The following is a 26,274-nucleotide window of genomic DNA, read 5'->3' as shown; positions in this document are numbered from 1 at the left end:
TTTTTGGCAGCAAAAGACGACAGATAGGCTGAAGTTACATATTTATTCGTGATTTTTCGCACCGATTTGGCCCTACGCCCTGTACTGAAAGTGACTTGGTGTTTGTGGGGTATCGACTTACAATGAGGGGTTATTTTTTGCAGCGCCTGGGGACAAATTTGGATGGGCGACTGCTGCCGCTGTTTAAAGGACTTTTATGATTTTGTTTGATGCCGCCCTCGACTGGCTGGCTAATGGATTGCTCGCCGCCAGTTGGTGGCAAATCGTGCTGTATACGTTGGTGACCACCCACATCACCATCGCCAGCGTGACGATTTACCTGCATCGCCATCAGGCGCACCGCGCCATGGACCTGCACGCAATCCCCTCGCATTTCTTCCGTTTCTGGCTCTGGCTGGGCACGGGCCAGGTGACCAAGGAATGGGTGTCCATTCACCGCAAGCACCACGCCAAATGCGAAACGATTGAAGACCCGCATAGCCCGCAAGCCCACGGCATCAAAAAAGTGTTCTGGGAAGGCGCCGAGCTGTACCGCGCCGAGAGCAAAAACAAGGAAACCATGAGCAAATTCGGCCATGGCACGCCGAATGACTGGGTGGAGCGCAATCTGTACACCCGCTACAGCTGGCAAGGCGTGGGCCTGATGATGATCATCGACCTGGCATTGTTCGGCGTGGCTGGCCTGGCTGTCTGGGCCGTTCAAATGGCCTGGATTCCCGTGACCGCAGCCGGCATCATCAACGGCATTGGCCACTACTGGGGCTACCGCAACTTCGAGGCGCCTGACGCCAGCACCAACATTTCGCCCTGGGGCATCATGATTGGCGGCGAAGAGCTGCACAACAACCATCACACCTACCCTACGTCGGCCAAGTTCTCGGTCAAGCCCTACGAATTCGACATCGGCTGGATCTACATCCGCGCCCTGGAAAAGGTCGGCCTGGCTTCCGTGAAAAAGGTGCCGCCCAAGCTGCAGCTGGGCTCCGTCCAGCCCGTGGCTGACGAGAAAACCCTCGAAGCCCTGATTGCACACCGCTACGAAGTGATGGCTGGCTTTGCGCGCGAACTGCGCCGTGCCGGCAAGGCCGAGATCGAAGTGCTGAAGGCGAAAAAAGCCGATGTGTCCGTGCTGCGCGCAGCCAACCGCTGGCTGCACCGCGACGACGACAAGGTGCCTGCCGCCGCCAAGTCACAAATTGCCCAGGCCCGCGCCGAGCACCCTGTGCTGGACAAGATGGTCACCATGCGCGAAGAGCTTCGCCAGATGTGGCTGAGCACGTCGGCCTCCCGCGAACAGCTCGCATCCGACCTGCAGGGCTGGTGCCACCGTGCGGAAGAAAGCGGCATTGCCGCGCTGCGCGAGTTCTCCATGAAGCTGCGAGCTGCCCGCGCCTGATCTAGCGCGCTACATGCCGGCCTGATCTCGGGCCGATGCCTCTTCAAAACACCGCTCCGGAGCAATCCGAGAGCGGTTTTTTATTGTTCGGCGCAAAGTACGGACTCCGTGATTGAGCGCCTCAAGTTGATGCAAATATCGAACGTAATCGCCTGTAATCGCAACACCTGGCCCCCTTGCCCATACTGCGGATGCACTTTCCCCCACCTTTCTTGACAAAAAGATAGGCGAGATCGGTGCATTTTTTTAACTATCTTTAGGAGAATTAACATGCGTTATGCACAAAAAGACCCTGGTATGGGTGCGTACAACATTACCGTTCGGACCGCCAACAATCCGATACAAAACCAAGCCGTTCCCGAACGTGAAGCCGTCATCGAAGTTCCCTTGACTACGATCACGTTTACTTGCGCGAACCAAAACATTCCCGCCATTGCCAATGCAACCGACAACAAGATTTATCGGGTTGAAGTGAAGGCCCCCGCAGTGGCTGCGCCCAACTCGCTCGAAGTGGTGCAATATGACGTGGAATAAAACGGTGCGAACAGGATTCAAACAAGCCGTGCAGTAGTCAGCTTGTTGAGTGGGCGTTCTGCTTTCTCAGCCCCAAAAAATAAAGGACACCGAAGTGTCCTTTATTTGAATGTACTGACCGAGTCGGTCGCTATTTATTTCAGCTTGATTTCTTTGTATTCCACGTGCTTGCGTGCCTTGGGATCAAACTTCATGATCAGCATCTTGTCGGGCGTGGTCTTCTTGTTCTTGGTGGTCGTGTAGAAGTGACCGGTGCCGGCGGTGGATTCCAGCTTGATTTTTTCGCGTGCGCCTTTTGCCATGATGGTGCTCCTTAAGCTTGGCCGCGTGCGCGCAGGTCTGCGAGCACAGTATCAATGCCCTTCTTGTCGATCAGGCGCAGTGCAGCGCTCGAAACGCGCAGGCGAACCCAGCGGTTTTCGGTCTCGACCCAGAAGCGGCGGTATTGCAGGTTCACGAGGAACCGGCGTTTGGTTTTGTTGTTGGCGTGGGAAACATTGTTTCCCACCATTGGGCCTTTGCCCGTGACTTCACATACGCGTGCCATATTGCACTCCAGTATTTTCAACAGCAGTCATGTCGTGCAGCACTTTCGTGCTTTCGTCATTCCTGCCTCACCTCGCCAGAATAGGGTGGCGGTAACCCGAGACTGCTAAACCGGCCCTTTTGGGCAAATTTAGCAAAGCCTTGAATTATAAGGGATTTTTGGCTTACTGCGCTTGTTCGAGAAAACGCTGGGCGTCAAGCGCTGCCATGCAGCCTGTTCCGGCACTGGTAATGGCCTGGCGGTAGACATGATCCTGCACGTCACCGGCGGCGAACACGCCCGGCACGCTGGTCATGGTGGCAAAGCCCTGCAAGCCGGTTTTGGTGATGATGTAGCCGTCTTTCATCTCCAGCTGGCCGGCAAAGATGTCGGTGTTGGGCTGGTGGCCGATGGCGATGAAGCAACCCTTCAGCGTCAGGTCCTGCGTGGCGTCGCTTTGCGTGCTTTTGAGCCGCACGCCGGTCACGCCGGATGCGTCCCCCAGCACTTGGTCCAGGGTGTGGTGCAGTTTGAGTTCGATCTTGCCCGCTTTTACCTTCTCGTGCAGCTTGTCGATCAGGATGGCTTCGGCCTTGAACTTGTCGCGGCGGTGTACCAGCGTGACCTTGCTGGCGATGTTGGACAGGTACAGCGCTTCTTCCACGGCGGTGTTGCCGCCGCCCACAACACACACTTCCTGTTCGCGGTAGAAGAAACCGTCGCAGGTGGCGCAGCCTGAAACACCGCGGCCCATGAATGCGGTCTCCGACTCAAGGCCCAGGTACTTCGCGGAAGCACCGGTTGCAATCACCAGTGTGTCGCAGGTATAAGTGCCGCTGTCTCCCGTGAGGGTGAAAGGCCGTTTGCTGAAATCGACTTTGTTGATGTGGTCAAAAATAATCTCGGTCTTGAAGCGTTCGGCATGCTCCAGGAAACGCTGCATCAGCTCCGGCCCCTGCACACCATGGACATCGGCAGGCCAGTTGTCGACCTCCGTGGTGGTCATGAGCTGACCACCTTGCGCTATGCCGGTGATCAGCACCGGGTTGAGATTGGCGCGCGCTGCATACACTGCGGCGGTATAGCCAGCAGGCCCTGAGCCGAGGATAAGAACTCTGGAATGTTTCATGTTGAAAAACTGATTGGGAAAGTGTAAGAACTCATGTAGAGTCATGCCGCATAAGCGCAGCGTAAGGTAAAACGGCTCGCCAGTGCTTTTGCGGCGTATTGCGGCATTTGGTTTTATAAATTACGTGCCATTGTAAGAACTCACGCGACTTACTGTCGGCAGTGAGGTTGGGAGATATCTGATATGACAACGATGGTGTCCAACCTGGAATTGATTCGCCGGGTGCCTCTTTTTTCCGTACTGACGGCCTCGCAGGCCGCCTCGGTGGCCGATACGGTGGTCAAACGCCGTTTCAAGCGCGGCGAGCCCATCGTCGAGCAAGGCAAAAAGTCCAATGCCCTGTCCATCATCCTGACGGGCCGCGCCCGCGTCATCACCACCGATTCCCGTGGCCGTGAAGTCATCCTGGCCACCATGCACCCGGGCGACTATGTGGGCGAGATGAGCCTGATCGACAACGAGCCCCATTCGGCCACGGTGCGCGCCGAGATCCAGACCGATGCCCTGATCCTGGGCCGCCTTGAATTTGCGCGCTGCCTGCCCGAGAACAGCTCCATGGCCTATGCCGTGCTCAAGGGCCTGGTGCAGCGCCTGCGCCACGCAGACCGCCAGATTGAATCGCTGGCCCTGATGGACGTGTACGGCCGCGTGGCCAGGGCATTGCTGGAATTTGCCAGTGAAGACGGCACCGGCGCCGCGGTGATCCGCGACAAGGTGTCCCGCCAGGATCTGGCCAAGATGGTCGGCGCTTCGCGCGAGATGGTCAGCCGGGTGATGAAAGACCTGGAAGAGCGCGGCTTCATCGAAACCCGCGACGACGGTTCGGTTCTGGTCAAGGAGCGTCTGCATACCCTGGGTTAAAACCCGGGTTCAAAAAACGCAGCGACCTTAACAACACACCGCCCGCCATCCGTTTTTGGCGCCCGTGGCGCCCTTCAAGCCCCCAGCCAACTACGGTAAGCTTGATGCCGGGCCATGACTTACTCACTCGACACCCTGAACTCCCGAAATTCCCCTGCCACGGGTGCGCCCGGCGGCATCAAACGCTTTGCCCATGAAGTCAGCCTGATTCTGGGCCTGCTCGGCCTGATTTTCTGGCTGGCTGCCCTGTTGAGCTATTCCCCGCAGGATGCGGCGTGGTCGACCTCCGGCACCGCCGAGGCGGCAGGCGCCGTTCAGGCCGCGACTCGCAACTGGGGCGGGCGCATTGGCGCCTGGCTGGCGGACGGCAGTTATTTCCTGCTTGGTTTTTCTGTCTGGTGGGCGCTTGCCGCTGGCGCGCAAGTCTGGCTGTCGTCGCTGGCGCGCTGGTTGCGCGGTGAACCGCTTGCCGCAGATGGTGAAACCCGATCTTCGGGTCGCATCCGTTTCTGGTTGAGCCTGCTGCTGCTTCTGGCGGCAAGCGCGGCGCTGGAGTGGTCCCGGCTTTACCGATTTGAATTCAAGTTGCCCGGCCATGCCGGCGGTGCGCTGGGCTATCTGGTCGGTGCACTGGGCGAGAGATGGCTGGGTTTTGCCGGCTCGGGCCTCGTGTTCATCGCGCTCGGTGTGATTGCGGTCTCGGCCGTGTTTGCCTTTTCATGGGCGCATGTGGCCTTGCGCGTAGGCGCCTGGATTGACAACCTGATTGATTCCCGCCGAGAAAAACGCGAGATCGCGGAAGACCTCGCCTTCGGCAAGCTGGCCGCGCGCGAGCGTGAAGAAACCCTGATCGACGAACGCATCGAGATCGAAGAGCACCACCCGGTGCCGGTGCTGATCGAACCTACCCTGGTCGACATCCCCAAAAGCGAACGTGTCGCCAAGGAACGCCAGAAACCGCTCTTCAGCGAAATGCCCGACTCCAAGCTGCCGCAGGTTGATCTGCTGGACGGCGCGCTGACGCGCCAGGAGACCGTGGCCCCCGAGACGCTGGAAATGACCTCGCGCCTGATCGAGAAAAAGCTGAAAGATTTCGGCGTCGAGGTGCGTGTGGTGGCTGCCGCACCGGGCCCCGTCATCACCCGCTATGAGATCGAGCCTGCCACGGGCGTCAAAGGCTCGCAGGTGGTCAACCTGGCCAAGGACCTGGCCCGCGCCCTCAGCCTGGTCTCCATCCGCGTGATTGAAACCATTCCCGGCAAGAACTACATGGCGCTGGAGCTGCCCAACGCCAAGCGGCAGTCGATCAAGCTCAGCGAAATCCTGGGCTCGCAGGTTTACAACGAAGCCAAGTCGCTGCTCACCATCGGCCTGGGCAAAGACATTGGCGGCAACGCCGTAGTGGCCGACCTGGCCAAGATGCCGCACTGCCTGGTGGCCGGCACCACCGGCTCGGGCAAGTCGGTCGGTATCAATGCCATGATTTTGAGCCTGCTCTACAAGGCCGATGCGCGCGACGTCCGCCTGCTGTTGATCGACCCCAAGATGCTGGAAATGAGTGTCTACGAAGGCATTCCGCACCTGCTTGCCCCGGTGGTCACCGACATGCGCCAGGCCGCCCACGGCCTGAACTGGTGCGTGGCCGAAATGGAAAAGCGCTACAAGCTCATGAGCAAGCTGGGCGTGCGCAACCTGGCCGGCTACAACGCCAAGATGGACGAAGCCAAGGCCAAGGGCGAATTCATCTACAACCCCTTCAGCCTCACGCCCGAGCAGCCCGAGCCGCTGGAGCGCCTGCCCTACATCGTGGTGGTGATCGACGAGCTGGCCGACCTGATGATGGTGGTCGGCAAGAAGATCGAAGAACTCATCGCCCGCCTGGCGCAAAAGGCCCGTGCCGCCGGCATCCACCTGGTGCTGGCCACCCAGCGCCCCAGCGTGGACGTGATCACCGGCCTGATCAAGGCCAATATCCCCACCCGCCTGTCCTTCCAGGTCAGCAGCAAGATCGACAGCCGCACCATTCTTGACCAGATGGGCGCCGAGGCTTTGTTAGGAATGGGTGACATGCTTTACATGCCGAGTGGTACAGGCTTTCCAATCCGGGTGCATGGTGCGTTTGTGAGCGATGACGAAGTGCACCGTGTGGTGGCCTACCTCAAAGAGCAGGGCGAACCGAATTACATCGAAGGCGTGCTGGAAGGCGGCACGGTCGATGGCGAAGACGGCGACCTGCTGGGTGACGGTAGTGGCGGCGGCGGGGGTGAAAAAGACCCGATGTACGACCAGGCCGTGGAGGTCGTGCTGAAAAACCGCAAGGCCAGCATTTCACTGGTGCAGCGTCATCTCAAGATCGGCTACAACCGCGCGGCGCGGCTGGTCGAAGATATGGAAAAAGCCGGGCTGGTCAGCGCCATGAGCGGCAGCGGCCAGCGCGAAATCCTGGTGCCCTCACGGGCGGAGTGACGATCATGAAAAAATACATTGCTACTGTTTTGATAGCTGCCTGCGCCCATCCCGTATGGGCTGGTGGCCTGGAAAGCCTGGAGACTTTCGTCAAGACCGTCAACAGCGGCCGCGCCGAGTTCAGCCAGGTTGTCACTGCGCCGGCCAAAGACGGGCAGGCTGCACGCAGCAAAACCTCCACCGGTACTTTCGAGTTTTCCCGGCCCAACCGTTTTCGCTTTATCTACAAAAAACCGTTTGAACAAAGCATCGTGGCTGACGGCCAAACCCTGTGGCTTTACGACACCGACCTGAACCAGGTCACCTCGCGCAAACAATCCAGCGTGCTGGGCTCCACGCCTGCAGCCCTGATCGCCGCCGCGCCCGATTTGCGCGCCCTGCAGGCCGATTTCACGCTGGCTGACGCACCGGATGCCGGTGGCCTTCAATGGGTAGTTGCCACGCCCAAAAGCAAAGACGGCCAGCTGCAAGCCGTGCGCGTGGGCTTTCGCCCAGGCGAAAAATCCTCTGGCCTTGCTGCCCTTGAGATCATCGACAGCTTTGGCCAGCGCTCGGTGCTGACCTTCAGCAAGGTCGAAGTAAACCCTAACTTGCCTGCAGACACCTTCCGTTTCACGCCGCCCAAAGGCGCGGACGTGATCCGGCAGTAAGCAGGCCCGGACAGACTCTAAGCCGCAGGCGGCTTGGGCACCCGCTGCGCCGGGTCGTAGAAAAAGGTCTCCTCGGCAATGCGTTCACCCTCCCAGCGCTGCCAGGCGAGCTCTTCCATAACGGTGCGGCTGCCGTCTTGCCATTCAAAGCGGAAGATCCAGCGGATTACCACGTGGTCTCCTTGGAGCAGGGCAGGGCGCACGCAGGTCGAGGTCAGCGACTTGGCCCTTTCCATCACTTTCTGCTCGCCCTTGACGAGGTTGCTGCGTCCCACGCGTGGCGCCGACTGGTTTTCCTGCATGGACGCGTTCTCGGCGTAGAACTCTTCGATGGCTTCGGCATGCGCGTTTTCTTCAACGCGTGCAATAAACCGTTCCAGTGTTTCGGGGCTTGGCATGGGCATTCCTGTGGAAGTGGGGCTGGGGACAGTCGGCAGTCCGATCTTTGGCGTTGTACACGACCGGCAGAAACCCTGCTGGGCCGTCTATGCCAAATGCCCCTGGGCCCGGCGCTCGGCGCCGTCCGATAAACTGGGGCGGCACAAGAATCTATGGCCACTTCGACTTCCTCCTCGACTTCTTCCCACCAGCCTCTGGCCGAACGCCTGCGTCCGCAAAACCTGGGCGAGGTCATCGGTCAGCAGCACCTGCTAGGCGAGGGCATGCCGCTGCGCATCGCCTTTGAATCCGGCCAGCCGCACAGCTGCATCCTCTGGGGCCCGCCCGGTGTGGGCAAGACCACCATCGCGCGGCTCATGGCCAGCAGTTTTGACGCGCACTTCATCACCATCTCCGCCGTGCTGGGCGGCGTCAAGGACATCCGCGAGGCGGTGGAACAGGCCAGCATCTGGCAGGCCCAAAGCGGGCGGCGCACCATTGTTTTTGTCGACGAGGTGCACCGCTTTAACAAGAGCCAGCAGGACGCCTTTTTGCCGCATGTCGAAAGCGGCCTCTTCACGTTTATCGGCGCGACCACGGAAAACCCCTCGTTCGAGGTGAACTCGGCCTTGCTCTCGCGCGCCGTGGTCTACGTGCTGCAGTCGCTCGGCGAGGCGGACTTGAAGCAAATTGTGGCCAAAGTCCTTGCCGAACGGGCGCTACCGGCTATCGAAAACATAGCAGCCGAAGCGATCGACCGGCTGGTGGCCTATGCCGACGGCGACGCCAGGCGCCTCCTGAACACGTTGGAGTCGCTCAGCGTGGCGGCCAAGGCCGAGAAGGTCACCGAGGTCACCGACGCCTGGCTGCTCAAGGTGCTGGGCGAACGCCTGCGCCGCTACGACAAGGGCGGCGAACAGTTTTACGACACCATCTCCGCGCTGCACAAGTCGGTTCGGGGCTCAGACCCCGACGCGGCGCTCTACTGGTTCATGCGCATGCTCGACGGCGGCGCCGAGCCGCGCTACATGGCGCGCCGGCTGGTGCGCATGGCCAGCGAAGATATCGGCCTGGCCGACCCGCGGGCGCTGCGCATGGCGCTGGACGCGGCCGAGGTCTATGAACGCCTCGGCTCCCCGGAGGGTGAGCTGGCGCTGGCCCAGTGTGTGATCTACCTGGCGGTGGCGCCCAAGTCCAACGCGGTCTACAAGGCCTTCAACGAAGCCAAGGCCTTTATCGCCAAAGACGGCACCCGCCCGGTGCCCCTGCATTTGCGCAATGCACCAACAAAGCTCATGAAGCAGCTTGATTACGGCAAAAACTACCGCTATGCGCACGATGAGGAAGACGGCTTTGCCGCGGGTGAAAATTATTTTCCTGAAGGCATGGCGGCTCCCGGTTTTTATCGCCCGGTTAATCGGGGCCTGGAAATAAAAATTGCCGAAAAGCTCGAGAAGCTGCGCATAAAAAACGACGCGGAAAAATAAGCCCCGTGCGGCCGGTGATTTGTGGATCGCTGCCGCGCGTGATGCATCAGGCCTGGGCCGGCAAGCCCTGAAACAGCGCATACGCTTTCTGCATGGCATGCCTCGTCTACGCATGCCTCAAGGCGCAACCCCCGTTTGATACTGGCGGCTCATCAATTCATCAGGAGCTGGGTATGTCGTCAAGTTATTGCGTAAAAAGCGTTCTTTCCGTGCTGGCAGTTGTTTCGGCAACCTCGGCTCTGGCGCAGGACAAAGTCAAAATCGGCATCGCCGGCCCGCTGTCCGGCCCGGCGGCGCACTATGGCAAAGACAACGAGCGCGGCGCGCAGCTTGCCATTGAAGACCTCAATGCCAGCCAGTTCAAGATTGGCGGCAAGGCGGTCAGGTTCGAGCTGATCTCGGAGGACGACCAGGCCGACCCGAAGCAGGGGACAGCCGTTGCGCAAAAACTCGTCGACAGCAATGTCAATGGGGTCGTGGGGCATAACAACAGCGGCACCACCATTCCTGCCGCCCGGATTTACAGCGAAGCAGGCCTTCCGCACATCACGCCGGCAGCCTCCAACCCCAAGCTCACCCAACTGGGCTACAAAACCACGTTCCGCACCATCGCCCACGATGGAATGATCGGCAGCGCGTTGGCCGTTTATGCGGCCACCAAGCTCAAGCTTCGCAATGTCGCGCTGATTGATGACCGCACGGCGTATGGCCAGGGCCTGGCCGACGAGTTTGAAAAAACCTTTAAATCGTTGGGAGGCACTGTTGTCGCGCGGGAATTTACCAACGACAAGGCAACTGATTTCTCTCCCATCCTGACGACCATCAAGGGTAAAAAGGCGCAGGCGGTTTTTTTTGGCGGCCTTGACGCGCAAGCCGGCGCCATGCTCCGGCAGATGGTCCAGCTGGGCATTGGCCAACTTCCGTTCATGGGGGGCGACGGCGTTTGCACAGGTGATTTGCCGAAGCTGGGTGCACAGGCCGTCGGTAAGAACGTGATTTGCGGCGACGGCGGTGAGGCCTTGATGGACATGAAGGGCGGCCCTGGTTTTGCCCAGCGCTACAAGGCCGCTTACAAAAGCGACGTCGTGGTGTATGCGCCCTATGCCTATGACAACGTCATGATATTGGCCCATGCCATGCAGGCCGCCGGCTCGGCGGAGCCCGCCAAATACCTGGCTTATCTCGGCAAGACAAAGTATGAAGGCATCACCGGCCTGATCGAGTTTGACGGAACGGGCCAGCGCAAGAAGGCCGCGGTCACCTTGTCTACCTACCCGTCAGGTGTCAAAACCACGCTTGTCACGATGAAGTGATTGAAGTGATGGCAAGCGGCGGCGCTTCGCGAAAACCGCCACGCTGCTTCCCGCCCCCCCGCCCCCCCGCCGGGCAGCCGGCCGGAGGGCAGGTGGCGACACCCGCAGTGGTGTTCCAGAGCCCAGGGCGTACTTTGCCGAGGCAGCGGCTGCGCCATCTTTAACGCAATTGTTGAAACATTGATGCGAAAAATAAAAATTGCCGTTCTGGGCACTGGAGGCACCATCGCGGGCGAAGCCAGCTCTGCGTCGGATGTGCTCAGCTATCAGGATTCACAGCTTTCCGCCGCTGACACCCTGGTACCGCTGAGCCCTCATTTGCCCGCAAACGTCGAGTTGCGGGCCGTTCAGATCAGCCAGCTGGGCAGCGAAAACTTTTCTACCGATACATGGCTTCGCCTGGCGGACGCGATTGCGCGGCTCGACAAGACCGAAGAGCCGGATGGGTTTGTGCTGACCCAGGGAACCGATACGCTGGAAGAGACGGCTTATTTTCTGCACCTGGTGCTCAAGACGGCCAAGCCGGTTGTGGTGGTGGGCGCCATGCGGCCCGCAACCGCCATCAGCGCCGATGGACCGCTCAATCTTTTGCGGGCAGTGCAGCTGGCAGCAAGCCCGCTGGTGCGGGGATTCGGCGTGATGGTCGTTGCCAATGAGCGGATTTTCTCCGCCCGCGAAGTGACCAAATCCCATACCTCGTCGATCGACAGTCTTTCAAGCCCGGAATTTGGCTGCGTCGGTTACATGCAAAACGGCGAGGTCAAACTTCACCGGACGCCGTCGAGGCACCACACGCTGAATTCGCCTTTTGACGTGTCGGGCCTTCAGAGCCTGCCCAAGGTCGAGATTGTTTACGCCTACGCAGGTGCGGGCTGCGAAAGCATCCGGGCATTCCTGGGCAATGGTGCGCGCGGCCTGGTGCACGCGGGCACCGGAAACGGATCGATCTCCAGCATTCACCAGGCGGCCTATCGTGAAGCGATGCTTCGCGGCGTCGCTGTCGTCAGGAGTTCCCGTACCGGAAGCGGGCTGGTGTCGCGCAACGGCGCCGTGAACGATGATGCTTTTGGCAGCATAGGCGCCGACACCCTCAGTCCGCAAAAAGCCCGCGTGCTGCTGTGCCTGGCACTGACTTTGACGCAGGACGCCGGCGAGCTGCAGCGTTACTTCGACACCTACTGAGCAGGATGCGCCATGTCAACCAGCGTGAATCAGGCGGGCCTGGGCTGCGAAGTGCTCAATAAATTTCTTTTCGTGCAGCCCGGCCTGATGCGTGACAAGGCGCATCACGGCCACCCGTATGGGCACTTCCGGCGTAAAGGGCAAAACCTGCGCCCCGTGCGCCTTCCCCAATGCGCCTGTCAGGGAGTCAACCAGCGCGACGCCCATCCCCTGTGCGGCCAGGTGCATGGCAACCACGCTGGTTTCGACCGAGACGTTGCGGGTGAGCGCAATGTCCGCCATCCCGTCCGTCTGGGCGATCAGCGATGCAACCAAATCATCCTTGCTCAATCCAATGATGTTGCAGGAGGCCAGGTCCCGGATGGAGACGGTTTTTTTGCTTTTCGAGAAATAGCCTGATGTCGATACCGAACAAAAAAAGGCCTGCAGCAGGTCTGTGGTGTCGAGCGCCGCATGCGCCACCGGTTCGTAAACGAAGCCGATGTCGACATGCCCCGCCAGCAGCGCATCAACGAGCGAGTCGTAGTGATAGGTCTCCAGCGTCAGTTTGCATTTGGGATATTGCTCAATGAACGATTTGACGGCTTTGGGCAGGACGGCTGTGGCCAGCGAAGGGACGGCTGCGATCCTTAACTGCCTGGCGCCGCCGTTGCGCAGTCCTGCCGCCAGCGAAGACGCGTGGCTCATGGATTCCATGATTCTCAGGATCGCCGGGCGCAGCTGCTGGGCTTCGTCAGTGGGCGCCATTCGCCCCTGCTGGCGATGAAACAGGAGAAAGCCGAGCTCGTTTTCCGCGCTCGAAATAAGGCGGGAGACCGCCGGCTGCGAAAGATTGAGCATTTTTGCAGCGCCTGTGACGGTGCCGCAAAGAAATACCGCGTTGATGGCCTCGTATTTATGAAACCGCATATTGCAATCTAAAAACGAATCAACGGCCCGGCGCCAAAGCGGGCCGGCAAGGTGTGGCGGCAGGGTGCAGCGGGCTTGTGGATCGCATTAGATGAAATTTTCAAGTTAAAAGCAGTATAAGGAAAGCTAATGAAAAATTAAAGTTCTATGTTTCGAAGAATGTTAAGGGTAAACCCCGCGAAAACCACCCACTTGGCCCGATTCTCGCTTAAGGCCGATGGCTACAATTTGCGGATTAGCTCGCCATCTTCACCAGCCATCCGGCTTTGATAGGCGGGCTTTTTGTTAACTCGCGTCAGCCGCCGGTGATCCCGGCAGCAAGCGGCCGCCAGGCAGGGTTGGCAATTAATTTACACGGGAGAGTGAGTTATGGAAGTATTGCTACAGCAGATCATCAACGGTCTGGTTCTGGGCAGCATGTATGCCCTGATCGCCCTGGGCTACACGATGGTGTACGGCATCATCAACCTGATCAATTTCGCGCACGGTGAAGTGCTGATGGTCGGGGCTTTAACCAGCTGGACCATCATCGGCCTGATGCAGGACTCCATGCCGGGCACGCCGGGCTGGATCATTTTGCTGATATCCCTGCTGATTGCCTTTGTCGTTTGCGGCGCCCTCAATTTCGCGATTGAAAAAATCGCCTACCGGCCGCTGCGAAACTCCCCCAAACTGGCCCCGCTGATCACCGCCATCGGCATGTCGCTGCTGCTGCAGACACTGGCCATGATCATCTGGAAGCCCAACTACAAACCCTATCCCACCTTGCTGCCAAGCGAGCCTTTCCAGGTCGGCGGCGCGGTCATCACCGTGACCCAGCTCTTCATCCTGGGCGCCACGGTCGTCTCCCTTTCCGTCCTCATGTGGCTGGTGCATTACACCAAGCTGGGCCGCGCCATGCGGGCCACCGCTGAAAACCCCCGCGTCGCGGCGCTCATGGGTGTGCGGCCCGACACCGTCATCTCCGCCACCTTCATCATCGGCGCTGTGCTGGCCGCGCTGGCCGGCGTCATGTATGCCTCCAACTACGGCACGGTTCAGCACACCATGGGCTTTTTGCCGGGCCTCAAGGCTTTCACGGCAGCCGTGTTCGGCGGCATCGGCAACCTGGGCGGCGCGGTACTCGGCGGCATCCTGCTGGGCCTGATCGAGTCCATCGGCGCCGGCTATATCGGCCCGCTGACGGGTGGCGTGCTGGGCAGCCAGTACTCCGACATCTTTGCTTTCATCGTGCTGATTTTTGTACTCACGCTGCGGCCTTCGGGCTTGCTGGGTGAGCGTGTAGCGGACCGGGCGTGACGCCGCATCCATCCGGTACACAAGGAGAACCCTCATGACTTCCGACAAATCGAAAAAACTCATCACCTTCCTGATCGTCGCGGCAGCGCTGCTGGTGCTGCCCCTGATTCTTCAGCAAGGCGGCAACGCCTGGGTGCGCATCGTCGACATGGCGCTGCTGTATGTGCTGCTGGCCCTGGGCCTGAACATCGTGGTCGGCTACGCCGGCCTGCTGGACCTGGGCTACGTCGCCTTCTTCGCCGTCGGCGCCTACCTGTTTGCGCTGCTGGGCTCGCCCCATCTGGCCGATGCCTTCCCCTGGATCGCGGCGCAATTCCCGAACGGGCTGCATTTGCCGATCTGGGCCATCATCCCGCTGGCCGCGGCGCTCGCCGGCTTTTTCGGCGTGGTGCTGGGCGCGCCCACCCTCAAGCTGCGCGGTGACTACCTCGCCATCGTCACGCTGGGCTTTGGTGAAATCATCCGCGTGTTCCTGAACAACCTGGACCGCCCGATCAACCTGACCAACGGCCCCAAAGGCATCAACCAGATCGACTCGATGAAGTTTTTCGGCTTCGATCTGGGCAAGCCGCATGAGTTTTTCGGCTTCGAGGTCAACTCGGTGTCGATGTACTACTACCTCTTCCTGGTGCTGGTGATCGTCTCGGTCGTCGTCTGCCACCGCCTTGAGAACTCCCGTATCGGCCGCGCCTGGATGGCCATCCGCGAAGACGAAATCGCCGCCAAGGCCATGGGCATCAACACCCGCAACCTGAAGCTGCTGGCCTTCGGCATGGGCGCCACCTTCGGCGGCGTGTCCGGCTCGATGTTCGCCGCCTTCCAGGGTTTCGTCTCGCCGGAATCCTTCAGCCTGATGGAGTCGGTCATGATCGTCGCCATGGTGGTGCTGGGCGGCATCGGGCACTTGCCCGGCGTCATCCTGGGCGCCTTGCTGCTCGCGGCCTTGCCCGAGGTGCTGCGCCATGTGGCCGGTCCGCTGCAGGCCATGACAGACGGCCGCCTCGACTCCGCCATCCTGCGCCAGCTGCTGATCGCGCTGGCCATGATCGTCATCATGCTGATGCGTCCGCGCGGCCTCTGGCCCTCTGCGGAGCACGGCAAATCGCTGAACAAGGTCGCCGGTAAAGACCCCATTCAGTCAATCAATCCTTAAGGAGAATGGATATGAGCGAAACCATTCTTAAAGTCTCCGGTGTCTCCAAACGCTTCGGCGGTCTGCAGGCCCTGAGCGATGTCGGCATCCACATCGAGCGCGGCCAGGTCTATGGCCTGATCGGCCCCAACGGCGCCGGCAAAACCACCTTCTTCAATGTGCTGACGGGCTTGTACACACCTGACAGCGGCACCTTTGAGCTGGCCGGCAAAGCTTACAAACCCACGGCCGTGCACGAAGTGGCCAAGGCCGGCATTGCCCGCACCTTCCAGAACATCCGCCTCTTCGCCGACATGACGGCGCTGGAGAACGTGATGGTCGGGCGGCATATCCGCACGGCCTCTGGTTTGATCGGCGCCGTGCTGCGCACACCCGGCTTCAAGCAGGAAGAAGCCGCCATCGCCAAGCGCTCGCAAGAGCTGCTCGACTATGTGGGTATCGGCAAGTACGCCGACTTCAAGGCGCGCACGCTGAGCTACGGCGACCAGCGCCGCCTGGAAATTGCCCGCGCCCTGGCCACCGACCCGCAACTGATCGCCCTCGACGAGCCGGCAGCCGGCATGAACGCGACGGAAAAAGTGCAGCTGCGCGAGTTGATCGATCGCATCCGCAAGGACAACCGCACCATCTTGCTGATCGAGCATGACGTGAAGCTGGTCATGGGCCTGTGCGACCGCGTGACCGTGCTCGACTACGGCAAGCAGATCGCCGAAGGCGCGCCCGCGGATGTACAAAAAGACGAAAAAGTGATCACGGCCTATCTGGGCACGGGTCATTGAAGGAAAGCAAGAACATGGCAGCAAACACACTCCTGAAGGTGACCGGCCTGAAGGTCGCCTACGGCGGCATCCAGGCGGTCAAGGGCGTTGACTTCGAAGTCAACGACGGCGAACTGGTCACGCTCATCGGCTCCAACGGCGCCGGCAAGACCACCACCATGAAAGCCATCACCGGCACCTTGCCGATGCTGGGCGGCGATATTGAATACCTGGGCAGGAGCATCAAGGGCCGCGGCGCCTGGGACCTGGTCAAGGAAGGCCTGGCCATGGTGCCGGAAGGCCGCGGTGTCTTCACCCGCATGACCATCACCGAAAACCTGCAGATGGGCGCTTACATCCGCAGCGACAAGGCCGGGGTTGCCGAAGACATCGAAAAGATGTTCGTGCTGTTTCCGCGCCTGCGCGAGCGCAAGGACCAGCTGGCCGGCACCATGTCGGGCGGCGAGCAGCAGATGCTGGCCATGGGCCGCGCGCTGATGAGCCGGCCCAAGGTGCTGCTGCTGGACGAGCCCTCCATGGGCCTGTCGCCCATCATGGTCGACAAGATCTTCGAGGTCGTGAAAGACGTGTCCGCCCGCGGCGTGACGGTGCTGTTGGTCGAGCAGAACGCCAGCCGCGCGCTGGGCATTGCCAACCGCGGTTATGTCATGGAGTCGGGCAACGTCACCATGAACGGCGACGCGAAAGAGCTGCTCAACGACCCGCGCGTGCGGGCCGCCTACCTGGGCGAATAAGGCTAACGAACGGGCGTGCGGGCAGGGCGCGGATCGCCGCGGCCGCCCTCCGTATCCGGCACATTGCAACCGTAACTTTTGCGGCAAGGCGCGGAGGCATAAAAGCCTTGCCGCGCCATTTTTTTGCGCATAAAGTCCAAACCAAGAGATGCGCAGCTCGCGCCTCCTTGTCCATACCCCCCAGCAAAGGGAAATCTCCTATGAGCACCACACTTGTCCGTACCGCCGCCGTGATCCTTGCTTTTCTGGCTTCGTCCTTTTTGACCGGCGCCTCGGCCCAGTCGCTGCGCTGCAAGGGCGACCTGGCGCAGATCGGCAACTCCAAAGGCACCATCCTGCAAAAGTGCGGCGAGCCCGTTCTGAAGGACTCGTTCTGCAAACCCACGCAGGCCACGGCATCGACGACGACCCCGATGATCACGCCGGCTGTGCCCGCGACCACGACCGGCAACACCGCCAGCGCCACCACCAACGTTACCGTCAACACCTGCCAGCAGGTGGAGGAATGGACTTACAACCCCGGTTACGGCCAGTTCATGACCATGCTGCAGTTTGAAGGCGGTTCGCTGACCCGTATCCGCTACGGGGATCGCGTCACCAGCACCACCCCTTGATGCCTTATGCCCCGGCAGCTGCGGCCCGCTGGGGCCGTTTCTATTTGAGGGATGGCTTCTTTGCCTGAAGACCCGTTCAAGCTGCGCCTGATGCGCCCCCAGGACCTGGCCGGTGTCGCGGCGATACAGGCTTCTTCCTACCATCCGCATTACCTGGAAGACGACGCCACGCTGGCTGCCCGCCTGCGCGAGTGTGCCGACACCTCCTGGGTGGCTGAAGGGCCTGGGGGCCTTTTGGGCGCTTACCTGGTGGCTTACCGTTCAGTGCTGGGCAAGGTCACGCCGCTGGGCGCGCATTTTGACCCGCCGCCCCAACCCAATTGCCTTTATTTGCACGACCTGGCCGTTGCGGCCCATGCGGCCGGCCAGGGCCTGGGGCCCGCTTTGGTCAGGCAGGCATTGGCGCTTGCCCGGCGTGAAGGCCTGGCTTGTTCCGCGCTGGTGTCGGTGCAGGAGTCCCAGGCGTTCTGGCGCCGTCTGGGTTACGGCGCGCAGGCGCTGGATGATGCACAGCAGCAGGCGCATCTGGCCAGCTACCCGGGTGTGGGTGTCTACATGGTGCAGGCGCTGGGGGACTGAGGTGACGGTGGCTTGAACCATTTTCTGGCTGCGGCCTCAAATCGCTTGTAAGGCCAAACCGGCCCCCTTTCGTCAGTCCACCCGTGCGCCGGACGCTTTCACCACCTTCTCATACCTCGTCAGCTCGCTTTTCATAAAAGCGCCGAACTGTTCAGGCGTGTTGCTCACGGGTTCGGCCATCAGCGTGGTGAAGCGGGTTTTGGCTTCGGGTGAATTCAGCGCGGCCACAAAAGCCTGGTTGAGTTTGGTGATCACGTCCTTGGGCGTATGGGCGGGTGCGACCAGTCCCCACCAGGTGTCGATCTCAAAACCCTTGAGGGTTTCGGCCACAGCCGGCACATCGGGCAGCAGGGCGCTGCGTTTGGCGGTGGTTACCGCCAGGGCCTTGAGCTTGCCCGCCTTGATGTTGGCCGAAGCCGTGGCGAGGTTGTCGAAGTTGAAATCGACCTGGCCACTGAGCAGCGCCAGCTGCGCCGGGTTGCCGCCGTTGTAGGGAATGTGCAGCGCAAAAATGCCGGCCTGCGCCTTGAACATCTCACCCGCCAGATGGCCGGCGCTGCCGTTGCCGCCGCTGGCGTAGTTGAGCTTGGCCGGGTTGGCTTTTGCATAGCTGATGAGGTCGGCCAGCGTGTTGATGTTCAGCCGCCGCGCGGTGTCGGCGTTGATCACCAGCACATTGGGCACACGCACCATCTGCGTGATGGGCGCGAAGTCGGTGGCCGCGTTGTACGGCATCTTGCTGTAAAGCCAGGGGTTGATGGCGTGGGTGGCCACCGCCGAGATGCCGATGGTCAGGCCGTCGGGCGGCGCTTTGGCGATGGCGTCCACGCCGATGTTGCCGCCGCCGCCGGGCTTGTTTTCAATGATGACGGTGCCCAGCGAGTCTTTCACCCGTTCGGCCAGCAGGCGTGCGGTCACATCGATGGGGCCGCCGGCCGCATAGGGCACGATGATGCGCATGACCTTGGGCTGGGCCAGCGCCAGGCTGGAGGAGAGGGCGAGTGCGGCGACGGCAAGCGTTTTTGCCAGATTTTTCGCCAGGAGGGAGGGGGCGGTACGGGTGTTCATGCCCCAATTGTTGCAAGAATCGCGGCTTTTGCCCCTAAGGCAATCCATTACCGCAGCACGCGGCTGCGGCTCTGGATCAACATGCCGGCTCAGGCCGTAGCCTGGGCCTTTTCCTTCTCGGTCACAAAGGAGTCGGCATAAAACTCGTCTTCAGGGAGCCCGGCCGCCGCGTACGCGACCTTCGCCGAATCCACCACAATCGGCGCGCCGCAGGCATAGACCTGGTGGCCCGACAGGTCGGAAAAATCTTCCAGCACCGCCTGGTGGACAAAGCCGGTGCGGCCCGTCCAGTTGTCTTCGGGCAGGGCGTTTGAAATGACGGGCACATAGCGCAGGCTGGGCATTTCCGCCGTCTTGGCCTTGACCCATTCGTCCATGTACAAATCGGCGGGCCGGCGGCCGCCCCAGTACAGCACGGCCGGGCGCGTGATGCCCTTGAACTGCAGGTGTTCGATCAGCGCCTTGATGGGCGCAAAGCCCGTGCCCGAGGCCAGCAGCACCATGGGTTTGTCGCTGTCTTCACGCAGGTAGAAGCTGCCGAAGGGGCCTTCAATACGCAAAATCTCTTTTTCCTTCATCGGGCCGAACACATGTTCGGTGAACTTGCCGCCTGGCATGTGGCGGATGTGCAGCTCCACGCCCGGGTTGTCGGCCTGGGTGTGCGGCGCGTTGCCCATGGAATAGGCCCGGCGGTCGCCGTCACGCAGCAAAAACTCCACATACTGGCCTGCGTGGTACTTGAAGACATCGCTGGCCGGCAGCTGCAGGCGCACCACCATCACGTCGTGCGAGGCCTTGGCCAGGCTGTTGATGCGCACCGGCATTTTCTTGATGGGGAAGGCGCTTTCGTCGGTCACGTGGCGCGACTCGATCACGACGTCGGTTTGCGCCGTGGCGCAGCAGGTGAGGATGAAACCGGCGGCTTCTTCTTCAGGCGACAGGGCTTTGACCTGGTGCGTGCCGTGAATCACGGTGCCTTCGAGCTTTTTCGATTTGCAGGAGCCGCAGGCACCGTCTTTGCAGCCGTAGGGCAGGCCTATGCCCTGGCGGATGGCGGCTGCCAGCAGGGCTTCGTCCACCTGGGCAATGAAAGTCCGGCCGCTGGGCTGCACGGTCACGTTAAAACTCATATTCGGTATCCTTGCGGTATCTGTTCTCGACTCGGCCGGGTTTGCCCGGCAACCCCCAATTTTGCCCTCAAACCTGAATCCCCTAGGCGCACTGCCTTTTCGCTTCCGCCGGGAGCGGATTTTGATCGTTGGCTGCGGCGATGTGGGCCTGCGTGTGGCCCGGCAGCTGCCACGCAATGCCCGGCTCATGGCCCTGACCTCGTCGGTGGCGCGCGTGCCCGACCTGCGGGCCGTTCACATCACGCCGCTGCAGGGCAACCTGGACGACGGCGCCAGCCTGCGCCGCCTGGCGGGGTTGGCCACCCGGGTGGTGCACCTGGCGCCACCGCTCACCGACAAGCCCGAGGGGCGCACCGACCCGCGTACCCTGGCATTGCTGCGCGCCCTGCGCCTGCGCAGCCTGCCGCGGTCGCTGGCGTACGGCTCCACCAGCGGGGTGTATGGTGACTGCGCCGGTGAATGGGTCAGTGAGACACGCCCGCTCAAGCCCCACACGCCGCGCGCCCAGCGCCGCGTGCACGCCGAAGCGCACCTGCGCCTCTTCGGCCGCGCCACCGGCACGCATGTGCACATCCTGCGCATTCCCGGCATCTACGCACCAGACCGCGAAGGCGGCACGCCGCGCGGGCGGCTGCTCAAAGGCACGCCCGTGCTGCGCGCCGAGGACGACGTCTATACCAACCACATCCACGCCGACGACCTCGCCCGCGTCTGCCTGGCGGCGCTGTGGCGCGGCAAGCCCCAGCGCACCAGCAACGCCAGCGACGACACGCAGATGAAGATGGGCGATTACTTCGACCTGGCGGCCGACCTGTATGGCCTGCCGCGGCCGCCGCGCCTGGCACGCGGCAGTGCGCAGGAAGAGCTGCCGTCGACGCTGCTGAGCTTTATGAGCGAATCGCGGCGGCTGGACAACACGCGCCTGAAGCGTGAACTGCGTGTGCAACTGCGCTACCCGACTGTGGCCGAGGGTTTGGCGCTTTGATAGCTTGAACAGGGGCGCTATTAAAAAAGGAGCTGATTGCGCCCGTCCCAAGCGGATTTCGGCTACTTTCCGTCTATAAATTTCGGGCCTTGCGCCCAGAATTTCAGATACCCGGCGGTTTTTTCAGCGTCAGCATGCGATCCTGGGGCTTGAGCACAATGGTCTTGATATCGGCGCCCTGCAGCACCGTCAGGCGTATTTCGGCATCGGGTGCGGCCCGGTCCCAGAGCTTTTTGTAGAAGGCCTCCAGCGTGGCGACTTTGGCGTCGTCCACCGCCAGCACCACATCGCCCGCGCCCAGCCCGGCCAGCTCGGCGGGGCTGTCCTTGCTCACGCGCATGATCTGGATGCGCCCGCCCTGGTCGTTTGACGTGAGGCCCAGCCAGGGCCGGCGGCTTTTCCCGCTATAGCCTGTGCGCTGCAGCTCCGCGAGGATGGGGCGCAGCAAATCCACCGGCACAAACATATTGCCCGGCAGGCGGCGGTTCTCGCCCGTTGCGTCCGACACAAAAAGCGAGCCTATGCCCATCAGCTCGCCCTTCTGGTTAAAGAGCGGCGCGCCGCTGTGGTTGCCGCCGCTGGCCAGCACCGGCGGGCTGGTAAACAGCGCCGACTCGATGTGGTACTCCCAGCTGCCGGAGAACGCGCGCCGGCTGATCAGCCGCGTCATGCTCACATCACCGTCGTCATCGGCCTGCGGGCCGGTCACAGCCATCAAGGGGTCGCCGGGTTGCAGGTCGCGGCTGCTGCCCAGCGGCGCCACGCCTACGCCGCGCAGCGGCAGCAGGGGCCGCAGCAGCCCGAAGCCCGTGGCCAGGTCGTAGGCCACAGCGCGGGCCGGCAGCGTGCGGTTGTCCTGGGTCACGACCTCGATCTGCTCGGCTTCCAGCATCAGGTAGCCGATGGTGAGGATCAGGCCGTCCGGCGCGATCTGCACGCCGGAGCCGACACGTTTGAGCCCCAGCGTCTCCGCCGAGCGCGCATCTTCCATGGCCGTGATCTTGACGCCGACGACCGCCGTCGTGGCTTTGGTCAGCGCATCCATCATGGCCTGCGCCGCCGGTGGTTGGGTGGTGGCTGCGTGCGCGGCCGTGCCGAGCAGCAACGAACTTGAGAGGAGGAGGCAGAGCCAATGACGCAAGGTGGACATGACGGACTCCAGACGCGGCTGGAAAGCACATACACAGCAAGAACCATCAGCCGCAAATCAAGAATGCGCTTTATTAAATGGCGTTGCAAGCAGCAGGGTCAAAAAAATCAGGCAGAAAAAGTAAGAGCTGCCAGCCGCTGAGGTTCGAACGCCACCACGCCCATCCACAGGCCCCGGCCAGGCTTAAAGGCCCGGATTAACCGGGCGCTGAACAGGAGAAGGGAAATCCCAAGCAAGCAGCAGGTCGCCAATGTGTTGTTTTTATTATTTGTAAATATTTACTACCTTTTCCCCGGGCTGCCCAAAGTTGGCGGGTGCTCACGCCGGGGTTGAAACCGTCGCACCGCGCCTGTGTGAGCTTGACTCGTAATTTCAACGCTAGAGCTCCTTCAGGGCAGGGTCTTTGGCGCATGTGATTTCCGCGCCACAAAATATTTCGAAGGCCAGGAAGCCTCGCCCGGTCAGTGTCAGTCGGCATAATCGACAAGCAAAAAAACAAGGCAAGAGTTCGGTTCAGGTCAATGGGATGCTACATAAAGTAGCAGAGGGAGCATCAATGAAGTACACGGGGAGGGGTTGTGCTCGAATCGCGGCTGCAACGGCGTGGCTGTTCGCCAGCTGGATGGCCGGCATTGCCGCGGCCCAGACCACCACAGTCGCGGGCAGCACGCCCGGACAGTTCTCGGTCAACGAATCTGGCGCAGCCACCCACCGCATTCCCATTCAGGTGCCGCCCGGTGTTGCCGGCATGGAGCCCAAGCTGGAGCTGGCCTACAACAGCCAGGGCGGCAACGGCTTGCTCGGCATCGGCTGGAGTTTGAGCGGGATCAGTGTCATTAGCCGATGCCCCAGAACCATGGCGCAGGACGGTGTGAGAGGCGGCGTCAAGTTCGACATGAACGACCGGTACTGCATGGATGGCCAGCGCTTGATTCTGGTCAGTGGCACTTACGGTGTTGCAGGCAGCGAATACAGAACCGAGCTGGACAGCTTCAGCAAGATCGTTGCGTCAGGGACCGCCGGCAGCGGAGTCGCCTCTTTCACGGTGCAGACCAAAGCCGGCCTGACCATGGAATATGGAAACACCGCCGACTCACGGGTGGAGGCGCAAGGCAAAACCAGTGTACGCATCTGGGCGCTTAACAAGATCACCGACGTCAAAACCAACTTCATGACGTTCAGCTACTACGAGAGCGCAGACAGCAGCATTCACGCACTCACCACCATTAACTATGGCGGCAATGCCGCCGCTGCGGCGCCAGCGAACTCCTCAGTGGTTTTTGAATACGACACAGCAAGGCTTGATAAGAGCCAAAGCTACATACAAGGAAGCCAGATTCAGCTGGATCGCCGGATGACTGCCATCAAGGCGTATTCCGGTGCCAGTCTGGTCAAGACTTATACGCTGGCGTATGCGTACGGAGCCGCCACTCGCAAATCCCACGTGAATTCGCTGACTGAATGCTCGGCAGTCTCTGGCTGCTTGGCGCCAATACAGCTGACGTGGGCGGACTCATCCGCGGCGCCTGGGATATTTTCAAGCCAGCAAACCGGTGTGATCGTGCCCGGAAATTGGGGTGCAGTGGGGAGCTACCAGAAGTATCGCGCGGACCTCAATGGAGACGGCACTACGGATCTGGTTGCAATTCATATCGGGACTGACGGGGTTTGGGCTTACACGTGGCTGGGGCAAGGAGACGGAACGCTTGGCTCCATGACAAATGTCATTGCCATTCCTGACAATTGGGGCACGGTTGGCAGCTACCAGGCTCAGGTTGTCGATATCAATGGAGACGGAATTCCTGATATCACCGCTGTTCAGGTTGGCCCCGTTGGTGTATGGGCTTACGCCTGGTTGGGCAAGGGGGACGGTACGTTTTTCCCAAAAGTCGATGCTGTCTCCGTCTCCGGTAACTGGGGTTCGATAGGTGACTACAAGTCGGAGATCGTTGACATGAACGGCGACGGTATTGCCGATTTGACGGCCGTCTATATTGGCCCTGCTGGGGTATATGGCTACACCTGGCTTGGCAAGGGCGATGGTACGTTTTTGCCGATGACCAGCTCCGTGGCGGTGTCTGGCAACTGGGGGACGGTCGGAAACTACCAAAAGCAGATCCTCGATATAGACGGCGATGGGATTCCTGACTTGACCGCGGTGCTGATCGGACCCGACGGTGTCTATGCGTATACATGGCTGGGCAAGGGAGACGGCACATTCCTCGCGACAAACAGTGCAGTGACGATTTCCGGGAATTGGGGGGCCGTTGGCAGCTACCGAAGTCAGTTTATCGACGTCAATGGGGACGGCATTCCAGACTTGACGGCTGTACAAATTGGTCCCGTGGGCGTTTGGGCCTATACCTGGATAGGAAAAGGGGATGGGAGCTTTCTGCCCATAGTGACTGCGGCCACAGTTGATGGAAACTGGGGTTCAATTGGCAATTACCAGGCGCAGCTCGCTGATGTGAACGGTGACGGCATTGCCGACCTGACCGCCGTGAACCTTGGTCCTTCAGGTGCGTTTGCCTATACGTGGATGGGCAAAGGTGACGGTACCTTTCTGCCCTGGACCGCCGCGCTCAATGGCTATGGCAATTGGGGAACTGTGGGGAACTACAAAAGTGAATTCGTGGATATCAATGCCGATGGCATTCCCGATATCACTGCGACTTATGTCGGCCCAGATGGTGTTTACGCTTATTTTTGGACAAACACGCAAACATCGACGTACGACCAGTTACTGACTATCGACCAAGCTGGCAAGAGAACCACCGTCACCTATTCGCCGCTCACCAAGGCGGCGGTCTACACCAAGGATTCGACGCCCGCAGCTGCGGTGTTTCCAAAAATTGACCTGATATTCCCGCAATACGTGGTGAACACGGTGGCGAGCAGCAACGGCATAGGCGGAACGGTGACCACGCAATACAACTACGGCGGCTTGAAGGCGGAGCAGGGCACAGGCCGGGGGATGCTGGGCTTCCGATGGATGAAGTCAAAAAACCTAACCAACAACATTGAGAGCTACACCGAGTTCAACCAGAACTGGCCATTGACGGGAAGCGTTGCCAGGAGTGAAACCCGGCTGGCCGGCTCGGGCAATGCTGGGGTGCTTAAACGCACGACCAACACCTACGCCCAGGGCACGGGTTCAGCCACAGGCACGACCTTCGCCTACCCGAGCCAAAGCGTCGAAGAAAGCTGGGACCTGGGCGGAAGCGCCTATCCCACGGTCACCAATGCATACCAATACGGCCAGAGCCCGCAGTACGGCGACCCGACACAAATCAGCGTAACTAACAGCGCCAGCGCAGGCAAGACGACCGTCAACGAATACTGGCCGGCCAACACCGGCAGCGGCAGCTGGGTGCTCGGGCGGCTCAAGAAGGCTACCGTTACCAGCGTTGCGCCGTAGCGATCAGAACAGACACCGATAAGAAAGCAAGAGATGCAAGGAAAATATCGTAAAGCAATACTGGGTGCGGCGCTGTGCGCGCTGGGCGCCGTAGCGGCCTTTCCTGCGGTGGCGCAGACCACGGTCGCGGGTGTCACGCCTGGGCAGTTCTCGGTCAACGAATCAGGTGCGGCTACTTACCGCATTCCCATCCAGGTGCCGCCCGGTGTGGCCGGCATGGAGCCCAAGCTGGAGCTGGCCTATAACAGCCAGGGCGGCAACGGCCTGCTGGGCGTGGGTTGGAACCTGAGCGGTTTGTCCGCCATTAGCCGTTGCCCCCGCACCCTGGCGCAAGACGGTGTGAGGGGAAGCGTTAACTACAACATGAATGACCGCTACTGCCTGGACGGCCAGCGCTTGATCCTGGTCAGCGGCACGTACGGTGCCACGGGTAGTGAATACAAAACCGAGCTGGACAGCTTCAGCCGCATCATCGCAACGGGAACAGCGGGCAATGGCGTGGCTTCCTTCACGGTGCAGACCAAAGCCGGCCTG

General features: G+C 60.9%; 25 protein-coding genes. 17 read left to right on the top strand and 8 right to left on the bottom strand.

Features of this window, described 5'->3' with window-relative positions; all coding sequences use genetic code 11:
• Window positions 1-196: 196 nt before the first annotated feature.
• Window positions 197-1,396: a DesA family fatty acid desaturase gene (locus BM408_RS07605; RefSeq protein ID WP_092128628.1), complete on the top strand. Its 1,200-nt coding sequence runs from the start codon at window positions 197-199 to the stop codon at window positions 1,394-1,396.
• A gap of 270 nt (window positions 1,397-1,666) precedes the next feature.
• A complete protein-coding gene (locus tag BM408_RS07600; RefSeq protein ID WP_139237316.1) occupies window positions 1,667-1,930 on the top strand; it encodes a hypothetical protein in 264 nt (87 codons plus the stop codon).
• Between the two features lie 134 nt (window positions 1,931-2,064).
• On the opposite strand, the gene rpmG is transcribed toward BM408_RS07600, so the two are convergent.
• The 3 genes from rpmG to trxB form a co-directional block, all read right to left on the bottom strand.
• Window positions 2,065-2,232, bottom strand: coding sequence for a 50S ribosomal protein L33 (rpmG, locus tag BM408_RS07595; RefSeq protein WP_007863188.1), 168 nt, complete (start codon window positions 2,230-2,232; stop codon window positions 2,065-2,067).
• Between the two features lie 11 nt (window positions 2,233-2,243).
• Complete coding sequence (gene rpmB / locus BM408_RS07590) at window positions 2,244-2,477, bottom strand: 50S ribosomal protein L28 (protein WP_092128623.1); 234 nt, start codon at window positions 2,475-2,477, stop codon at window positions 2,244-2,246.
• A 163-nt stretch (window positions 2,478-2,640) separates the two neighbouring features.
• A complete protein-coding gene (gene trxB / locus BM408_RS07585) occupies window positions 2,641-3,585 on the bottom strand; it encodes a thioredoxin-disulfide reductase (protein ID WP_092128621.1) in 945 nt (314 codons plus the stop codon).
• A 183-nt stretch (window positions 3,586-3,768) separates the two neighbouring features.
• Between trxB and BM408_RS07580 the strand changes: the two genes are divergently transcribed.
• The 3 genes from BM408_RS07580 to lolA all read left to right on the top strand — a co-directional run bounded on the left by BM408_RS07580 (window position 3,769) and on the right by lolA (window position 7,562).
• Window positions 3,769-4,446: a Crp/Fnr family transcriptional regulator gene (locus tag BM408_RS07580; protein WP_092128619.1), complete on the top strand. Its 678-nt coding sequence runs from the start codon at window positions 3,769-3,771 to the stop codon at window positions 4,444-4,446.
• A 114-nt stretch (window positions 4,447-4,560) separates the two neighbouring features.
• A complete protein-coding gene (locus tag BM408_RS07575; RefSeq protein WP_092128617.1) occupies window positions 4,561-6,912 on the top strand; it encodes a DNA translocase FtsK in 2,352 nt (783 codons plus the stop codon).
• Window positions 6,913-6,917: 5 nt separating this feature from the next.
• The gene (lolA, locus tag BM408_RS07570; RefSeq protein WP_092128615.1) at window positions 6,918-7,562 is read left to right on the top strand and encodes an outer membrane lipoprotein periplasmic chaperone LolA; all 645 of its coding nucleotides are present in this window, start codon (window positions 6,918-6,920) and stop codon (window positions 7,560-7,562) included.
• A 17-nt stretch (window positions 7,563-7,579) separates the two neighbouring features.
• Here the strand turns inward: lolA and BM408_RS07565 are convergent, their stop codons facing one another.
• On the bottom strand, window positions 7,580-7,960 hold the full coding sequence (locus BM408_RS07565; protein ID WP_092128613.1) for a nuclear transport factor 2 family protein: 381 nt from the start codon (window positions 7,958-7,960) through the stop codon (window positions 7,580-7,582).
• A 153-nt stretch (window positions 7,961-8,113) separates the two neighbouring features.
• Between BM408_RS07565 and BM408_RS07560 the strand changes: the two genes are divergently transcribed.
• The 3 genes from BM408_RS07560 to BM408_RS07550 all read left to right on the top strand — a co-directional run bounded on the left by BM408_RS07560 (window position 8,114) and on the right by BM408_RS07550 (window position 11,922).
• Window positions 8,114-9,427, top strand: coding sequence for a replication-associated recombination protein A (locus BM408_RS07560; RefSeq protein ID WP_092128610.1), 1,314 nt, complete (start codon window positions 8,114-8,116; stop codon window positions 9,425-9,427).
• 173 nt (window positions 9,428-9,600) lie between these two features.
• Window positions 9,601-10,740 (top strand): branched-chain amino acid ABC transporter substrate-binding protein, encoded by a 1,140-nt coding sequence (locus tag BM408_RS07555; RefSeq protein WP_092128608.1) that lies wholly within the window; start codon window positions 9,601-9,603, stop codon window positions 10,738-10,740.
• A 183-nt stretch (window positions 10,741-10,923) separates the two neighbouring features.
• Complete coding sequence (locus BM408_RS07550; protein ID WP_092128605.1) at window positions 10,924-11,922, top strand: asparaginase; 999 nt, start codon at window positions 10,924-10,926, stop codon at window positions 11,920-11,922.
• 15 nt (window positions 11,923-11,937) lie between these two features.
• On the opposite strand, the gene BM408_RS07545 is transcribed toward BM408_RS07550, so the two are convergent.
• On the bottom strand, window positions 11,938-12,831 hold the full coding sequence (locus BM408_RS07545; RefSeq protein ID WP_092128603.1) for a LysR family transcriptional regulator: 894 nt from the start codon (window positions 12,829-12,831) through the stop codon (window positions 11,938-11,940).
• Between the two features lie 369 nt (window positions 12,832-13,200).
• Between BM408_RS07545 and BM408_RS07540 the strand changes: the two genes are divergently transcribed.
• The 6 genes from BM408_RS07540 to BM408_RS07515 all read left to right on the top strand — a co-directional run bounded on the left by BM408_RS07540 (window position 13,201) and on the right by BM408_RS07515 (window position 17,989).
• Window positions 13,201-14,130 (top strand): branched-chain amino acid ABC transporter permease, encoded by a 930-nt coding sequence (locus BM408_RS07540; protein ID WP_092128601.1) that lies wholly within the window; start codon window positions 13,201-13,203, stop codon window positions 14,128-14,130.
• 34 nt (window positions 14,131-14,164) lie between these two features.
• On the top strand, window positions 14,165-15,283 hold the full coding sequence (locus BM408_RS07535) for an ABC transporter permease subunit (protein WP_092128598.1): 1,119 nt from the start codon (window positions 14,165-14,167) through the stop codon (window positions 15,281-15,283).
• A gap of 11 nt (window positions 15,284-15,294) precedes the next feature.
• Window positions 15,295-16,062, top strand: a complete 768-nt coding sequence (locus BM408_RS07530) for an ABC transporter ATP-binding protein (RefSeq protein WP_092128596.1) — start codon at window positions 15,295-15,297, stop codon at window positions 16,060-16,062.
• A gap of 14 nt (window positions 16,063-16,076) precedes the next feature.
• Entirely contained in the window at window positions 16,077-16,796 is a 720-nt protein-coding gene (locus BM408_RS07525; protein ID WP_092128594.1) for an ABC transporter ATP-binding protein, read from the top strand.
• A 200-nt stretch (window positions 16,797-16,996) separates the two neighbouring features.
• On the top strand, window positions 16,997-17,410 hold the full coding sequence (locus BM408_RS07520; protein WP_092128592.1) for a DUF2845 domain-containing protein: 414 nt from the start codon (window positions 16,997-16,999) through the stop codon (window positions 17,408-17,410).
• Between the two features lie 51 nt (window positions 17,411-17,461).
• Complete coding sequence (locus BM408_RS07515; protein WP_217649421.1) at window positions 17,462-17,989, top strand: GNAT family N-acetyltransferase; 528 nt, start codon at window positions 17,462-17,464, stop codon at window positions 17,987-17,989.
• Window positions 17,990-18,061: 72 nt separating this feature from the next.
• On the opposite strand, the gene BM408_RS07510 is transcribed toward BM408_RS07515, so the two are convergent.
• Both BM408_RS07510 and BM408_RS07505 read right to left on the bottom strand, forming a co-directional pair.
• Window positions 18,062-19,057 (bottom strand): Bug family tripartite tricarboxylate transporter substrate binding protein, encoded by a 996-nt coding sequence (locus BM408_RS07510; RefSeq protein ID WP_092128590.1) that lies wholly within the window; start codon window positions 19,055-19,057, stop codon window positions 18,062-18,064.
• 89 nt (window positions 19,058-19,146) lie between these two features.
• A complete protein-coding gene (locus BM408_RS07505) occupies window positions 19,147-20,187 on the bottom strand; it encodes a CDP-6-deoxy-delta-3,4-glucoseen reductase (RefSeq protein ID WP_092128588.1) in 1,041 nt (346 codons plus the stop codon).
• Between the two features lie 61 nt (window positions 20,188-20,248).
• Between BM408_RS07505 and BM408_RS07500 the strand changes: the two genes are divergently transcribed.
• Window positions 20,249-21,172, top strand: coding sequence for an NAD-dependent epimerase/dehydratase family protein (locus BM408_RS07500; RefSeq protein ID WP_092128586.1), 924 nt, complete (start codon window positions 20,249-20,251; stop codon window positions 21,170-21,172).
• A gap of 103 nt (window positions 21,173-21,275) precedes the next feature.
• On the opposite strand, the gene BM408_RS07495 is transcribed toward BM408_RS07500, so the two are convergent.
• Window positions 21,276-22,322, bottom strand: coding sequence for a S1C family serine protease (locus BM408_RS07495; protein ID WP_092128583.1), 1,047 nt, complete (start codon window positions 22,320-22,322; stop codon window positions 21,276-21,278).
• A 556-nt stretch (window positions 22,323-22,878) separates the two neighbouring features.
• Between BM408_RS07495 and BM408_RS07490 the strand changes: the two genes are divergently transcribed.
• Window positions 22,879-25,740, top strand: coding sequence for an FG-GAP-like repeat-containing protein (locus tag BM408_RS07490; RefSeq protein WP_175541719.1), 2,862 nt, complete (start codon window positions 22,879-22,881; stop codon window positions 25,738-25,740).
• Window positions 25,741-25,773: 33 nt separating this feature from the next.
• The coding region (locus BM408_RS07485; protein ID WP_305790674.1) for a SpvB/TcaC N-terminal domain-containing protein at window positions 25,774-26,274 on the top strand (501 nt) is incomplete at its 3' end.

It is taken from the genome of Polaromonas sp. YR568, from assembly GCF_900116715.1.
Classification (GTDB): Bacteria; Pseudomonadota; Gammaproteobacteria; order Burkholderiales; family Burkholderiaceae_C; genus Polaromonas.
This window is presented reverse-complemented; position numbering and strand designations above follow the sequence as displayed.

Bases quoted from the DNA above. Each gene is read 5' to 3' on its own strand.
- BM408_RS07605 (WP_092128628.1), top strand. From the start codon at position 197: ATGATTTTGTTTGATGCCGCCCTCGACTGGCTGGCTAATGGATTGCTC.
- BM408_RS07600 (WP_139237316.1), top strand. From the start codon at position 1,667: ATGCGTTATGCACAAAAAGACCCTGGTATGGGTGCGTACAACATTACC.
- rpmG (WP_007863188.1), bottom strand. From the start codon at position 2,232: ATGGCAAAAGGCGCACGCGAAAAAATCAAGCTGGAATCCACCGCCGGC.
- rpmB (WP_092128623.1), bottom strand. From the start codon at position 2,477: ATGGCACGCGTATGTGAAGTCACGGGCAAAGGCCCAATGGTGGGAAAC.
- trxB (WP_092128621.1), bottom strand. From the start codon at position 3,585: ATGAAACATTCCAGAGTTCTTATCCTCGGCTCAGGGCCTGCTGGCTAT.
- BM408_RS07580 (WP_092128619.1), top strand. From the start codon at position 3,769: ATGACAACGATGGTGTCCAACCTGGAATTGATTCGCCGGGTGCCTCTT.
- BM408_RS07575 (WP_092128617.1), top strand. From the start codon at position 4,561: ATGACTTACTCACTCGACACCCTGAACTCCCGAAATTCCCCTGCCACG.
- lolA (WP_092128615.1), top strand. From the start codon at position 6,918: ATGAAAAAATACATTGCTACTGTTTTGATAGCTGCCTGCGCCCATCCC.
- BM408_RS07565 (WP_092128613.1), bottom strand. From the start codon at position 7,960: ATGCCAAGCCCCGAAACACTGGAACGGTTTATTGCACGCGTTGAAGAA.
- BM408_RS07560 (WP_092128610.1), top strand. From the start codon at position 8,114: ATGGCCACTTCGACTTCCTCCTCGACTTCTTCCCACCAGCCTCTGGCC.
- BM408_RS07555 (WP_092128608.1), top strand. From the start codon at position 9,601: ATGTCGTCAAGTTATTGCGTAAAAAGCGTTCTTTCCGTGCTGGCAGTT.
- BM408_RS07550 (WP_092128605.1), top strand. From the start codon at position 10,924: ATGCGAAAAATAAAAATTGCCGTTCTGGGCACTGGAGGCACCATCGCG.
- BM408_RS07545 (WP_092128603.1), bottom strand. From the start codon at position 12,831: ATGCGGTTTCATAAATACGAGGCCATCAACGCGGTATTTCTTTGCGGC.
- BM408_RS07540 (WP_092128601.1), top strand. From the start codon at position 13,201: ATGGAAGTATTGCTACAGCAGATCATCAACGGTCTGGTTCTGGGCAGC.
- BM408_RS07535 (WP_092128598.1), top strand. From the start codon at position 14,165: ATGACTTCCGACAAATCGAAAAAACTCATCACCTTCCTGATCGTCGCG.
- BM408_RS07530 (WP_092128596.1), top strand. From the start codon at position 15,295: ATGAGCGAAACCATTCTTAAAGTCTCCGGTGTCTCCAAACGCTTCGGC.
- BM408_RS07525 (WP_092128594.1), top strand. From the start codon at position 16,077: ATGGCAGCAAACACACTCCTGAAGGTGACCGGCCTGAAGGTCGCCTAC.
- BM408_RS07520 (WP_092128592.1), top strand. From the start codon at position 16,997: ATGAGCACCACACTTGTCCGTACCGCCGCCGTGATCCTTGCTTTTCTG.
- BM408_RS07515 (WP_217649421.1), top strand. From the start codon at position 17,462: ATGGCTTCTTTGCCTGAAGACCCGTTCAAGCTGCGCCTGATGCGCCCC.
- BM408_RS07510 (WP_092128590.1), bottom strand. From the start codon at position 19,057: ATGAACACCCGTACCGCCCCCTCCCTCCTGGCGAAAAATCTGGCAAAA.
- BM408_RS07505 (WP_092128588.1), bottom strand. From the start codon at position 20,187: ATGAGTTTTAACGTGACCGTGCAGCCCAGCGGCCGGACTTTCATTGCC.
- BM408_RS07495 (WP_092128583.1), bottom strand. From the start codon at position 22,322: ATGTCCACCTTGCGTCATTGGCTCTGCCTCCTCCTCTCAAGTTCGTTG.
- BM408_RS07490 (WP_175541719.1), top strand. From the start codon at position 22,879: ATGAAGTACACGGGGAGGGGTTGTGCTCGAATCGCGGCTGCAACGGCG.